This is a genomic window from Moraxella pluranimalium (assembly GCF_002014825.1).
Lineage (GTDB): Bacteria > Pseudomonadota > Gammaproteobacteria > Pseudomonadales > Moraxellaceae > Moraxella > Moraxella pluranimalium.
In genome coordinates this window covers 72948-86254 of record NZ_MUYU01000005.1, presented here as the reverse complement: position 1 = coordinate 86254, position 13307 = coordinate 72948, and the positions used below count along the sequence as shown (strand labels likewise).

Annotated in this window: 11 protein-coding genes; 5 read left to right on the top strand and 6 right to left on the bottom strand. The window is 45.4% G+C overall.

Annotated elements, in window-relative coordinates:
- Window positions 1-60: 60 nt before the first annotated feature.
- A complete protein-coding gene (locus B0680_RS00945; RefSeq protein WP_078253177.1) occupies window positions 61-705 on the bottom strand; it encodes a MarC family protein in 645 nt (214 codons plus the stop codon).
- Window positions 706-889: 184 nt separating this feature from the next.
- On the opposite strand from B0680_RS00945, the gene queC reads away from it, so the two are divergent.
- The 3 genes from queC to B0680_RS00930 all read left to right on the top strand — a co-directional run bounded on the left by queC (window position 890) and on the right by B0680_RS00930 (window position 2716).
- A complete protein-coding gene (gene queC / locus B0680_RS00940; protein ID WP_078253176.1) occupies window positions 890-1600 on the top strand; it encodes a 7-cyano-7-deazaguanine synthase QueC in 711 nt (236 codons plus the stop codon).
- Window positions 1601-1756: 156 nt separating this feature from the next.
- Window positions 1757-2098, top strand: a complete 342-nt coding sequence (locus B0680_RS00935) for a DMT family transporter (protein WP_078253175.1) — start codon at window positions 1757-1759, stop codon at window positions 2096-2098.
- Between the two features lie 21 nt (window positions 2099-2119).
- A complete protein-coding gene (locus B0680_RS00930; protein ID WP_078253174.1) occupies window positions 2120-2716 on the top strand; it encodes a TetR/AcrR family transcriptional regulator in 597 nt (198 codons plus the stop codon).
- Between the two features lie 212 nt (window positions 2717-2928).
- Here the strand turns inward: B0680_RS00930 and B0680_RS00925 are convergent, their stop codons facing one another.
- The 4 genes from B0680_RS00925 to glmM all read right to left on the bottom strand — a co-directional run bounded on the left by B0680_RS00925 (window position 2929) and on the right by glmM (window position 10212).
- The gene (locus B0680_RS00925) at window positions 2929-4230 is read right to left on the bottom strand and encodes a L,D-transpeptidase family protein (protein WP_228143725.1); all 1302 of its coding nucleotides are present in this window, start codon (window positions 4228-4230) and stop codon (window positions 2929-2931) included.
- Window positions 4231-4319: 89 nt separating this feature from the next.
- Entirely contained in the window at window positions 4320-7214 is a 2895-nt protein-coding gene (locus B0680_RS00920) for an ESPR-type extended signal peptide-containing protein (RefSeq protein WP_078253173.1), read from the bottom strand.
- A gap of 848 nt (window positions 7215-8062) precedes the next feature.
- Window positions 8063-8698, bottom strand: coding sequence for a pyridoxamine 5'-phosphate oxidase (pdxH, locus tag B0680_RS00915; RefSeq protein WP_078253172.1), 636 nt, complete (start codon window positions 8696-8698; stop codon window positions 8063-8065).
- Window positions 8699-8856: 158 nt separating this feature from the next.
- Window positions 8857-10212, bottom strand: coding sequence for a phosphoglucosamine mutase (gene glmM, locus B0680_RS00910; RefSeq protein ID WP_078253171.1), 1356 nt, complete (start codon window positions 10210-10212; stop codon window positions 8857-8859).
- Between the two features lie 293 nt (window positions 10213-10505).
- On the opposite strand from glmM, the gene B0680_RS00905 reads away from it, so the two are divergent.
- Together B0680_RS00905 and B0680_RS00900 are read left to right on the top strand one after the other, a co-directional pair.
- The gene (locus B0680_RS00905) at window positions 10506-11459 is read left to right on the top strand and encodes an alpha/beta hydrolase (protein WP_078253170.1); all 954 of its coding nucleotides are present in this window, start codon (window positions 10506-10508) and stop codon (window positions 11457-11459) included.
- Window positions 11460-11464: 5 nt separating this feature from the next.
- Window positions 11465-12229, top strand: a complete 765-nt coding sequence (locus tag B0680_RS00900) for a CPBP family intramembrane glutamic endopeptidase (protein WP_078253169.1) — start codon at window positions 11465-11467, stop codon at window positions 12227-12229.
- Here B0680_RS00900 and dusA read toward each other — a convergent pair.
- Complete coding sequence (gene dusA, locus B0680_RS00895) at window positions 12206-13171, bottom strand: tRNA dihydrouridine(20/20a) synthase DusA (protein ID WP_078253228.1); 966 nt, start codon at window positions 13169-13171, stop codon at window positions 12206-12208. The genes B0680_RS00900 and dusA overlap by 24 nt on opposite strands.
- Window positions 13172-13307 lie beyond the last annotated feature (136 nt).

Below are 13307 nucleotides of genomic sequence, written 5' to 3'. Positions count from 1 at the left end.
CTAGACAAAAAAATCAGCGTATTCATCACACGCTGATTTTTATGAATTCTAATCAATATCTCATACCAACTGCGGAAAAATCGTCCGCAGTCCACTAACGACAATCTCAACAGCAAGCGCTGCAAGGATAATCCCCATGATACGATTGGTGACATTCATGCCAGTTTGCCCTAGCACTTTACTGATTTTACCCGCTGCCATCAATGACGCATAACAAAACAGACTGATTAATAATCCTGACAACACAATCAAACCAAGCGATAGCATACTTTTGACATGAGATGAATAAATGATGACCGTTGAGATACCGCCCGGCCCAATCATCATCGGGATTGCCAATGGCACGACCGCCATGCCCGTGAGCTGACTTGGGTCTTTTGGCTGTGGGCTGATTGTATCGTGATTTGGCTTAGCAGGATTATTACCATCATTCATCATGCCAAGCGCAATCAAAAACAGCAAAATCCCACCCGCCACACGAAACGAGCCAAGCGAAATGCCCAAGCCACGCAGCAGCACTTCCCCAAATAGCGCAAAAAACGCAATGACGATAAACACGGTCGCACAGGCAATGCGTGCGACTTTTTTCTTATCCGCTGACGAATAGCCATCGGTAAAATGCACAAACAGCGGAATGGCTGCTGATGGGTTAATCAGCACCACAAATGCCAAGATGATTTTAAAAATTTCAGCTTCGAGCGCCATTATAATAATCCTGTTTACATGATTGATTTGACTGTTGTTGTCGAATTGATATTGTCCTATAGCTCATGTTGTATTGTAACATATTTTTATCGCCCGAAAAGTAAACACAACGACAAATCGGCAAAATCTATGGCAACTATGGTACAATACGCCAACTTTTTTTGATTTTTATCACACTTGACCGATGAATACCTACCAAGACCAAAATGCCGTCGTGCTATTTTCGGGTGGGCTTGACTCCACCACTTGCCTATATTGGGCAAAATCCCAATTCAAAAACATCGTTGCGTTAAGCTTTCGCTATGGTCAGCGCCATTCAAGCGAGCTCAATGCCGCCATCAATATCGCCAAATCGCTCGGTGTCGATCATCGCATCATTGATATCGACATCGCCCAGCTTGGTGGCTCGGCATTGACCGATCATAATATCGATGTGCCCGATCATGATGACAGCATCGTCTATGATGACACGACCAATACCGCACCGATTACTTATGTGCCTGCTCGCAATACCATCTTTTTGTCTTATGCGCTAGCCGCCGCCGAAGTCACTAATGCCAATGCCATCGTCATCGGTGTCAGCTCGGTGGATTATTCAGGCTATCCTGATTGTCGCCCTGATTTTATTGCGGCGTTTGAATCGCTTGCCAATCTTGCCACCGTCGCCGCTCGTCAAGGGCGTAAGCTGTCGGTGATTGCCCCGCTACAAACACTCTCAAAAGCCGAGACGCTACAACTAGGGCTATCGCTCGGTGTCGATTATAGCCAAACGGTTTCATGCTACCAAGCCAATGCAGACGGTCAAGCGTGCGGTGTCTGCGACAGCTGTCATCTACGCCGTCAGGGGTTTATTGATGCAGGTGTGGCTGACCCGACTCGCTATGCCAACAGCTGACATCGGTTGCTTAGTCTTATCAATCAAGGTGGATAATTTCTCAACGAATTATCCACTTTTTACTTGCATAAACTCACTTATTCGCATAAAATACCGACCAGTTGGTTTGTTATATTTGATAAGCCAAACTATTCCAAATAAACTTGAGAAAATGCAATGAATCCCACCTTGACCGCCTACGCCCTACTCGGCTGTGCCATCGTTACCGAAGTGACAGGCTCGACATTTTTGGCAAAATCTGATGGCTTTAGTAAGCCTGTACCGACAGCGATTACGCTGATTTGCTTTGCCATCGCTTTTTATTTACTATCTCATGTGGTCAAAACCATTCCGCTTGGCATCGCCTACGCCATCTGGTCGGGTGTCGGTCTGATACTCACCGCCATCATTGGCGTGGTCGTACTCAAGCAACCGCTTGATTTGCCTGCTATTATCGGCATTCTACTCATCATCGCAGGCGTCGTGGTGATGAATGTCTTTTCAAACGCTGCCCACTAAATTAGCCAATTGAGAAATAATATGATTGATTTATTTGATAGCCAAACTACCAAGTCTGATGATGTGGCACGCGACACCACCCCAAAAAAGCGTAAAAACAACCCCGAACAGCTTCGTCATCTACTCATCAACGCCGCCAAAGATTTGATGATTAAAGATGGTATCGCCAATTTATCCATGCAAAAAGTCGCCGATGCTGCAGGTACGAGTAAAGGCGGTCTGTTTCATCATTTTAAGAGTAAAGAAGAGCTGATTGCGGCGGTGATTGGGCTATTTATCGCACAGCTGAACACGGCGATTTTGGCGCATATTGGGGTGAATCACAGCTATGGCGTGTTTACCCGTGCTTATGTGTCGGTGTTTTTTGACAATGATGCCATCGGGCTACAAAGCGACTGGGCAGGCCTGATTCGCTCCATCAATAGCGATGCCATCATGCAATCACAGTGGCAGGATTGGATGAACCAAAAACTGCGTCAATTCGCCGATACCGACAGCGATGCCAAGCTTGCTATCGTGCGTTATGCCGTCGATGGTGCGTGGCTGGATGAGACGCTGACTGATGATAATGAACGGTATCAGGCGGTGAAGGCGGAGTTGATTGGGATGATTGTCTGAATTTTCCCCACTTCAAATAGTCTTTATAATTTGATTCATGAATAAAGGGTATACCTAGTTGGGATTACTGCAGTCGCTCAAAAGCAGAAATAAACATCATTATCATTATTTAAATTCAGACACATCATAGTTTAAAAATCAATAGCCTATTATACAAAAAAAACCGCTCAGCACCATTCGTAGATATGCTGAGCGGTTTTCTAAACTTATATTTACAAAAATTCTACTTCGGCACCTTCTTGGATTACACCATAAAGACCCAATGCATCCCAGTTGGTTAGTCGAACACAACCACTGGATTGTTGCTGACTAATCATTTCTGGTTCGGGCGATCCATGAATACCGTACGTAGGTTTGCTTAAACCCATCCAAACACGCCCCACAGGATTGTTTGGTCCTGGTGGTAAAACGCCATTTTTATTTCTAAAATTTTTATTGTAAGTTGGATGGATAATTCGACTAGTTACAGTATGCTTGCCAGTAGGCGATGGTTTGCGACCACCCCCTACCGTAGTTGGATAACTAGCCACAAGCTGACCTGATGCATCATATGCATACAATATATTTAGCTTTTTGTTGGCAACTACGCGAGTAACTGCTGCTGTATTTGGCTGACCAGGGTTATACACAGTGATTGTAACACCCGCCTTCAGAGACTTATCTTTATTTAGCTGACTAAGCAAGTCTTGGCTCATATGGAATTTTTCTGCAACTGCCTCACGAACAGTTTTAAATTGTTGTCCTTTAGGATGTCTAGGCAAGCTAACATCCTCTGCGGTCAATGTATAACTAACCAAAACAGGCTGTTTGCTCAAAGTTACATCCTTGGTAAGCTCCGCCCAAGTTTCCGCATTCATAGTTTCCGTGACTTGCAAACCATGCTTTTCTTGGAACACGTTCATTGCTTTGATGGTATTCTTGCTAAATTTACCATCAACCGCACCAACGCTATGATGATGCCAATTTAGCAACGCCTGAATCTTGATGATTTGGTCACGAGTCAGTTCATTTGTGTTGGCAATCTCGTTAGTCTTAATCTGATTTACAGCACTTTGATTGGTGGCTAACTGCTGATTATTACTCACATCAGGTGATGCTTGCGAATCCTGTCCATTCGATTGACCTGCAGAATTAATAGTAGCGTCACTGCTGTTTGTAGCCGGCGCTGACGGCGCAACAGGTGGAAGCCATTCTGCCGTATTTACTGCGTTTGCGTCCTGAGTTAGATTGTCAATTGAATAAGGAATTTCAGGCAGCGCCTCAGCAAGCCTCTTATCAATCTCACTGTCACCACGGAACTGCTGACTAGTATTTGGATCAAGGACAACCGCTGGCTTTTCAACCTCTACAGATTGTGCATTATCCAAATTAGAATCATTGGCTTTTTCTGTGGTGACTTGCTCTTTACTTTCAGAATCAGTACCAACTGATGCAACTTTATCACAAGCCGACACAGTGAAAATGCTCGTGGCCATCAATGCAAACCCAAGCGGTGACAGATAAGCTTTTGACATAATAAATATTTCCAATAATAAATTTTGTTATTATACCAAAATACCACTTAATCTTTGTAAATTTTTCGTAACAAGTGTCAAATTGATATCTATCCAACAAAAAAACACCACCACACCAAGACAGCAACTTTGGTTGCATTTAGCTGGCTTAGGTTAACAGCGTCATTAGCATTAGTGCCGTTAGCAACGTTGGTGATTTTGACAGGTGCGTCTGTTGACGAGCCAACCTTGATGTCAGTGCCATCATTAGTAATTTTTGGACCGGTTGTATCACCAAACTGTACGCTGTCAAAGATTGGGTTCTCAGCCATTTGGATTTGAACTTCACCATTTGATACAACCGTTTGGATATTTTTGGCGCTATAATCACCACTTACCACAGTGTCTGTATTACGTGTAAGTGCTGTGCCTGTAGCTGCACCGATAATCGCAATCTTTTCACCAAGTTGTTGCTGCGTACCGTCAGCTGCTGCATATTGCTTGTCTAGCAGCTCTGCGTCGGTATCTGTATTGGTGTTGGCAGTGAATGTTAATGGTGCTGCTGCTTGTTTTGCTACGGCATACAGCTGCGAGCCGTTGATGGCGTCAGTTGAAGTTGCTGAGATGTTACCCGGTGCAACATTGATGATTTGACGCTCAGCACCTTGTGCACCCACAGAGACGATACCTGTTGCTGTGCCGGCAAATGTACCATAAGTCATGTCGCCCACGGTACCTGTGGTTACTTGATTTGGAGCACCATTGGTTGTAGTTACTGAGCTTTCTGAGCTGTTTTGACCTAGGATTACATTATTAGCTGCAGTTGCAGTAACGTTGCTACCAAATACAAATGTACCTGCACCCGAAATTTCATTTCGTGTACCTACAGATGCTGAGTAATCGGCATCAGCCGTAATATTTGAGCCTGTACCGATGGCAATACCATGATCACCATCTACATTGTTTGCACGACCAATACCAATACCATTTGTTCCTCTGGTATAAGTTGTAAGACCGATAGCAACGCCAGCTTCAGCCGTATCATATACACGAGCCTGTGGACCTACAGCCACACCATTGGTAGCATTGGATACTGAATTAATACCAATTGCAATTGCATTGCGTTTAAGTGCATCCGATTGTGTACCAATTGCAATCGTACTTTCATCAGCCGCTTCTGCACGAGAACCAATAGCTACCGAATGCTCCCCAGTAGCATTAGAAAGCTCACCTTGGGCAACAGAGGCAGTTCCATTAGCAGCTGCTTTATAACCAAATGCTGCACTGTTAAGACCGTTGGCTTGCGCACTTCTACCAACAGCGGTTGCAGAGGTGTTATTGGTTAACGTATCCATACCAATAGCAACAGAAGCTGCCGCATTTGCCGATGCATTGGCTGCACGACCGATAGCGATATTGTACGAGTCTGCATTTTGGCGTTGCGATACCGCACCATTACCAATAACAATGTCACGCTCACCATTTGCGATAGTATCCGTACCCATCACAACGTTGTATTTACCCACAGATGTGGCGTTTACACCAATAGCGACAGACTGACTCTTAGAGACAACGTTATCACCGATTGCAATACCACCGATTTTTTGTTGTGTATTATCAGGGTCAATATAAGGTGCGGTATTGATTACTGTGTTATAACCAATTGACACAGCATGTGGAATCATGCCTGAGGTCGCATTGGTGCCTACAGAAACACCACCAATAAAAGCGCTGCTATCTTTACCGATAGCAACACCGCCACCGCCAGTAGCATCCAACCCGCCTGGTGGAGTCATGATTGCAGTCACATTATGACCAATCGCGACACTCGACTCCAATTGGCCACGGGCATCAGGACCGATAGCAATAGCATTGGTAGCCGTTGCACCCGTATTATCACGGTTACCTGTAACGGTAGAGTTCACAGAAAAATAACGAATGGTATTATTGGCAACAACTTCAGCCAATGCTTTTAGCTGTGCTACGTTTACCGCATCAGTATCATTTGTACCTGCAGCAAGACTGGTCAATTGGCGAGTAGTCGCAGTGCCATCACCGATAGAGACAGCGGCTGCATTGGCACTCCAAGTTGAGTTAGTTGCAGTTGATGCTGCTTTGGTTGCAGGGTCATAGCCCACCATACCCGATGCACGGTTAGCGACTGAGCCAGAACCTAACGCAACAGCGCCTGCAACAGAAGCATTTGAGTTCACGCCCACAGCGACAGCATTCTCCGCTGAGGCTTTTGCTCTATCACCCATAGCAGTTGCAAAAGCTGCTGATGCATTCGCTTCATTACCCACTGCTGTCGCATTGCCCGCCAAAGCATTTGCAACAGGACCGATAGCTGTCGCACGAATGGCAGTTGCATTTGACAAGACACCATAGGCAGCTGCATCTTGGGCAGCGGTTGCTCTATTACCGACAGCGACACCACTATTGCCAGTCACATTTGACATCAGGCCGATGGCGACAGAGTTGGTGCCGTTGGTTTTTGAGCTTTCACCGATGGCGATGCCAGCATTCGCTGAAGCATTTGCCGACAAGCCAATAGCTACTGTACCTACCGCAGAAGATACGGTCGATGCACCATAGGCGACAGAGTTGGTGCCAGACGATGTTGAGTTCCAACCAACCGCTGTTGATGTTGTGCCTGTTGCATTAGCCTGACCACCGATAGCAATAGCGCCAGCAGCGGTAGCACGGGCAGGTCGTGAAGAGTCACCACCGATAGCGACCGATTGAGAGTTGCCTTCTGCGATACCATAGCTAACGGATAACCCTTGGGTACTGCTATATAAAACTCTGCTTAAATCTCCATTAGCAGCTGCCTGTGCAGCCATTGCTTGTGTCGATGCCATCGTTCCTGCTGTCGCTACTGCTAGCGCAATGGCAGTCTTGGCTGATTTAACCGATTTGGTTTTGCCCTTTGCGCGAGCAATCTCTGAAACCGCCGTCCAACTTTGCGTAGCGTGGTTCCAAATGACTTTAAAAGCTTTGTTCATAAATTCACTTTAAATTTAATAAGTTACCAAAATCATGCGATAATTGTAATACTATATCATTAAGAAAAATATCACAATCAACGCACCCAAATGATGAAACTTGTCCCTATAGCAACACAGCCAAGACCCAAGTCAGCGTCATTATAACTGTGAAAAATTAATAAATCCACACCCCCCCCCTGCTGAATTACACGATATATACATAATAACATTTTTTATACACCATACAATTAAATCATTATATTTCAATAACTTATATTCATTAATCGCAATATTATTACCAATTTCATAAAAATATATTTATAAATATTTAACACTAATGGTGTGCATTTTTGGAGATGGTATTTCTGTATATTTATTAGCCAATTTATACAAACATCATGGTTTGCCATGTAATCTTATGTAAATACATAATATGTGATAATATTTCAGAAATTCTACAACATCATGATATTGTTGGAATTTATTTGAACTATGGTTATTTTTTAGACAGTTTTATCTTGTAATTAATTGTAAGTGTATAACATTTGATATACATGTTTTATATATTAAAACTCGTTCTTTTATATATTTTATTGATTAAACAGACGAGATTAAGCCAATCAATAACTGTGCAATTCGGCGACAAATTTTTTACAAAAAAAATTGTGTCGATTTGTAAAGATTGAATAAATTTTCATCAAAGTTTAAAAATATTGGCAGCTGTTCATTGATTACAAGTTTTTATACAATGTATGTATATACATAAATATTTGTATGATTTTCAATCAGTTTTTGATGATATTATGACAAAAAAGACATAAAAAAAATCCCTGCCAATATCATTTGACAGGGATAAAATAAACAGCCTAAGGCAACAATCGCTCCACACGCCACGCATCGCCATCAGCGGTATAGCGCATACGGTCATGCATCCGACCGACACGCCCCTGCCAAAACTCTGCGCAGTCCACAATCAGCTCATACCCACCCCAAAAACTCGGATATGGCACAGCATCAGAGTGTGTCTCATCCAAGATGGCGTATTTTTCTTCGATGATGGCACGGTTTGCCACGACACCGCTTTGGGGCTCACTCACCCATGCACCGAGCTGGCTTTCACGGGGACGCTTGGCAAAATAGGCGGCGGATTTTTCGGCACTTACCTTCTCAATGCGACCCGATAGACGCACCTGACGCTCTAGACCCTGCCAAAAGAACAGCACTTCGGCATTGGGATTGTCAGCGATATCTTGACCTTTTGCACTGTCGTAGTTGGTGTAGAACACCACGCCACGCTCGGTGAGCTCACGCATCAGCACGATACGCACGCTTGGGCGACCATCTGCGCCACAGGTAGCAAGGCTCATCGCATAAGGCTCGGGCAGTTCTTCTGCCACCGCTTCATCAAACCATGTGCGAAATAGCTCAAACGGTGTCGTCGGCAGACCTGTATCAGGCAGCGTGTGTTTTTCGTATGATTGTCTGTGGTCAGTTAGATCCATGAGATTCCCCTTGTTCTGATGATTGGGTTACAAGATGGTTTATTATACACCGATTACCTTATAAATGGTGGGGAATTTCTGCACTGCTAAATACAAATCTAGATACAAAAAAAATAACCGCTCATACATCAGTATCAGCGGTTATTATAGATATCAAATCACGCCAGCACTCGCTTGACATGATCCGCAAGATTCTGCGCCATCGCTTGGCAAGTGTCGGCATCTTGGTGCTCGACCATCACACGGATGACAGGCTCAGTGCCTGATTTACGAATCAGTAGGCGACCCTTACCCGTCAGCTCACTCTCTGCTTGAGCAAAGATAGTCGATAGCTCATCATTGGCATACGGATCGCTCATCTGCGATAGGCGGACATTAATCAAGGTCTGTGGAAATGGTGTGTAGCCTTGCGTCAACTCCGACAGTTTTTTGCCCGTCTCCGCCATGCAGGATAACACTTGCAAACCTGCGACGATGGCATCACCTGTACGGCTCTTATCTAGGCATAGAATATGACCTGATGGCTCACCGCCAATCGTCCAACCACGAGTTTCTAGGTCTTTCATCACATAGCGGTCACCGACCTTAGCACGGTGAAACTCAATGCCACGCTCTGCCAAAGCTAGCTCAAGTGCCACATTACTCATCAGTGTGCCCACCACGCCTGCAGGCTGTAGGTGCTTGGCAAGCACATACAGGATGCTATCACCATCGACGATATTGCCATGCTCATCGGTCATAATGATACGGTCACCATCACCATCTAGGGCGATGCCGACGTCAGCGCCGTGTTCACGCACGGCAGCTTGTAGCACTTCAGGGTGTGTTGAGCCGCAGTTATCATTGATATTGACACCATCTGGGTTATTGTGGATGGCGATGACCTTAGCGCCAAGCTCTTTTAGCACTCGTGGGGCGACGCTATGCCCTGCACCGTTAGCACAATCCACGACAATTTTTAGATGTGATAAATTGTAATGATAAGGGAAGCTGCCTTTGCAGTATTCAATATAGCGGCCTTTGGCATCGGCGACACGATGGTTTTTACCGATACTATCTGCCTTGATACCTGCTAGGCGTGCTAGGCGCGCATCAGTATCACCAACTAGGTAATCAAGCTCGACATTAATGGCGTCTTGGAGCTCATCGGAGATTTTTTTGCCTTCGTTTGAGAAGAATTTGACACCGTTATCTTGATACGGGTTATGACTTGCCGAAATCACCACACCCATGTCAGCATGGAAGCTTTTGACCAAATGCGCAATCGCAGGCGTCGGCAATGGGCCAAGCATATAGACATCGACACCTGCCGCGTTAAATCCCGCTTGTAGTGCCGCTTCAATCACATAGCCTGACAAGCGTGTATCCTTACCAATCAAGACGCTTGGGCGTTTGCTTGGATTTTGGGCGACCAACACACGACCCGCCCCAAAGCCCAAACGCAGTAAAAAATCAGGGGTAATCGGAAATGTCCCAAACTGCCCACGAATCCCATCAGTACCAAAATAGCTCATTATTTATCCTTACACTTAGCAATTAAGTGAATCATCATACACTGTACATTCATCGAACACTTTTGACACCCATTCATATAAAAAATCAACGGCTGTCATTTGGTCAGATTTTGTACAACAAGAACATGGCAGATTATAGCACACAGCGAGTGTGGATTTGCGTTACCGCTGTGTTAATTTGGTATAAATTTTGCACATTTATCAACACTCTTAGGTCATGATTTTTTTACTGGTAAAATCAGTGATAATTGGGTATGCTAAGACATTTTATCTTAATAAAAATGGACACTATAATGACAACCGCACAGCCCAATATCCAAGCCAACACGCAACCCAATATCCAACCCAATACCCAATTCAGCACCGAACAACTGGCACAGCTTGACACCTTACCCAAATCCAAGCTCACCGGCAAGCCTGTGCTACACTTCGTCCATGCCAATGGCGTGCCATCACCAACTTATCTGCCGATACTTGAGCGACTAGAAAAGCACTTCACCATTGAGCGTATTGATAAGCTTGGCACACATCCCAATTATCCGATGGATAATCATTGGCAGAGCCTGACTCGTCAAGTCAGTGATAGCATTGATGATGCCTGTTATAAGCATGGCGTGCCAACGGTGGTGGCGGTTGGACATTCGGTCGGGGCGATGACAACGATGCAGACTTTGCTTGCCAATCCCAAGCCGATTAGCCAAGCAGTGCTACTTGACCCATCACTATTGACGGGTAAAAATAGCCTGCTTTGGCATCTTGCCAAAACTGCCGATAGCAAGTTCAACCGAATACCAGCCCTTGCCAATCGTATGATTGATAAGCTCTCGCCTGCCGGCAAATCCAAATACCGCAAAGACACCTTTGATAGCTATGATGATGCCTATCAAGCACTGCGAGATAAGCCTTTGTTTCGTCCGTTTGATGAGCGTTGTTTTGGGCTATATATTCAGCACGGCTTTGTACCGACGGCTGATGGCAAAGTAACGCTCGCCATCCCAAAAGCAATCGAAGTCGCCATCTTTCGCACCATTCCATCATTGTATTGGTACAAATCCATCAGCCCAAAGCGTCCCTTGACCATCATCGCAGGCAAGGACAGTCATTTTACTCGTATCGGCTCATATAAAGATGCCGAGCACAAATTTGGGCTGACCGTACGCTATGTCGATGGCGAGCATATGTTCCCGCTTGAGCGACCCGATGCCATCAGTGATGAAATCCTAGCCACTATCCTGCGCCAATTATAGCCATCATGCAGGCAAGCACCTTACCACGCTATCGACCTGCTATCGCCACAAGCTTGATGGTGATGGTGGTGGCGACCATGTTCGCCCTACAAAATGGCTGGCTACTTATTCTACGCACTTTGGCAGATGCTACGCCTTATCATCAGGTGACGGATAATACCTTACTTGTCATGTCGGTGGTGCTGACGGCAGTGTGCTTGGTGTGGCTGATTGTATTCTGGCAGTATTTTCGCCTAAAAAGATATACCAAGGATACCAAGACGGCACGGCGACTGTGGCGAGATTATCTGGCACTACTGCCGATGGATGGACGGCAGTTTTGGCGGTGCTTATGGGTGTTTTTGGCGATTGTGGCAAGCTCAAGCCTTATCGCCAATCTACTTAGCCATATCCTATCACCCGTGCCATCAGCCGATAGCACGGCTTTGATGGGGCATGACACACCGATGTGGCTATTTGGCTTAATGGTGATGGTGTGCGCACCGATTTATGAAGAGCTGATTTGTCGTGGGCTGTTTTGGCGGTTGGGACAAGATGTCTTTCGTGCCATCACTGATAACGCTCGATATATCACGATACTGACAAGCGTGATGAGCAGTTTGGTATTTGCCCTGCTACATTTTCAGTACAATCCGATTGATACAGGTATGATGTTCGCCATCGCCCTGGGTCTGTGCTATGCTCGGGTGCGTACAGGCTCGGTGTTTGCACCGATGCTACTTCACAGTATCAATAATAGCTTGGTGTTATTGCTCGTGATTTTGGGTTAGCACCTGCTCACCTGCACGGCGGATGTCATCCAGTGTCAAAGACGGCTTACTGCTCAATGCCTGTCGCCATGCTCGTGCACCTGTCAGCCCTTGAAATAAGCCCAAATAATGCCGTGTCAAGGTGGCAAGATTTGCGCCTTCATCGGCTCGCTTGGCAAGATATACCATCAACCCTTCAAAAATCTCTCGACGGCTCGGCATCGGTAGCCCCCACAACTCATTACACTCTGCCATCAGATAAGGATTGTGATAAAACGCACGCCCAATCATCACGCCATCGACATACTGTAGATGCTCACGAATGGCATCCATCTGATCAATCCCGCCATTAATCTCAATGGTTAGTGACGGAAAATCTTGCTTGAGCCGATAAATATCATCATAGCGTAGGGGCGGAATTTCACGGTTTTGCTTGGGTGATAGACCCTGTAGCCACGCAATGCGAGCATGAGCAATAAAATGCGTACAGCCTGCACCCACCACCGTCTCAACAAAGTCTTTCATAAACTCATAGCTGTCAAAATGATCAATGCCAATGCGATGCTTGACCGTGACAGGCTTATCGGTAACTGCCTGCATCGCCGTCACCATCTTGGCAACCGTCTGTGGCTCTGCCATCAAGCACGCGCCAATCTTATTGTGCTGCACACGATCAGACGGGCAGCCGACATTGATGTTAAATTCATCATAACCCTTAGTATCAGCAATCTGCACCGCCTGCGCCATCTCATCAGCATCCGAACCGCCAAGCTGTAGCACCACAGGATGCTCGGTATCATCAAAGCGTAGCACACGATCGGCATCGCCCTTTAGGATGGCGCTGGTGCTGATCATCTCGGTATAAAGATGAATGTTAGGATTGAACAATCTGGCAAACGCACGAAAATCTGATGTCGTCCAATCGATCATCGGTGCAAGGCTAATTCTCTTATTTTTAATCATATCAGTCATTTACATATTTTTCTATTAAAATCAGTTGCTTATTTAAAAATCTTATCTTGTACTTACTTGTGTTTGTTTGTGTTTACTTGTGTTTTTGTGCATATGCGTTGTACTATATTTGCACTATTTTTTGGTC

Bases quoted from the DNA above. Each gene is read 5' to 3' on its own strand.
- dusA (WP_078253228.1), bottom strand. From the start codon at position 13,171: ATGATTAAAAATAAGAGAATTAGCCTTGCACCGATGATCGATTGGACG.
- glmM (WP_078253171.1), bottom strand. From the start codon at position 10,212: ATGAGCTATTTTGGTACTGATGGGATTCGTGGGCAGTTTGGGACATTT.
- B0680_RS00905 (WP_078253170.1), top strand. From the start codon at position 10,506: ATGACAACCGCACAGCCCAATATCCAAGCCAACACGCAACCCAATATC.
- B0680_RS00925 (WP_228143725.1), bottom strand. From the start codon at position 4,230: ATGTCAAAAGCTTATCTGTCACCGCTTGGGTTTGCATTGATGGCCACG.
- B0680_RS00900 (WP_078253169.1), top strand. From the start codon at position 11,465: ATGCAGGCAAGCACCTTACCACGCTATCGACCTGCTATCGCCACAAGC.
- pdxH (WP_078253172.1), bottom strand. From the start codon at position 8,698: ATGGATCTAACTGACCACAGACAATCATACGAAAAACACACGCTGCCT.
- B0680_RS00935 (WP_078253175.1), top strand. From the start codon at position 1,757: ATGAATCCCACCTTGACCGCCTACGCCCTACTCGGCTGTGCCATCGTT.
- B0680_RS00945 (WP_078253177.1), bottom strand. From the start codon at position 705: ATGGCGCTCGAAGCTGAAATTTTTAAAATCATCTTGGCATTTGTGGTG.
- B0680_RS00920 (WP_078253173.1), bottom strand. From the start codon at position 7,214: ATGAACAAAGCTTTTAAAGTCATTTGGAACCACGCTACGCAAAGTTGG.
- queC (WP_078253176.1), top strand. From the start codon at position 890: ATGAATACCTACCAAGACCAAAATGCCGTCGTGCTATTTTCGGGTGGG.
- B0680_RS00930 (WP_078253174.1), top strand. From the start codon at position 2,120: ATGATTGATTTATTTGATAGCCAAACTACCAAGTCTGATGATGTGGCA.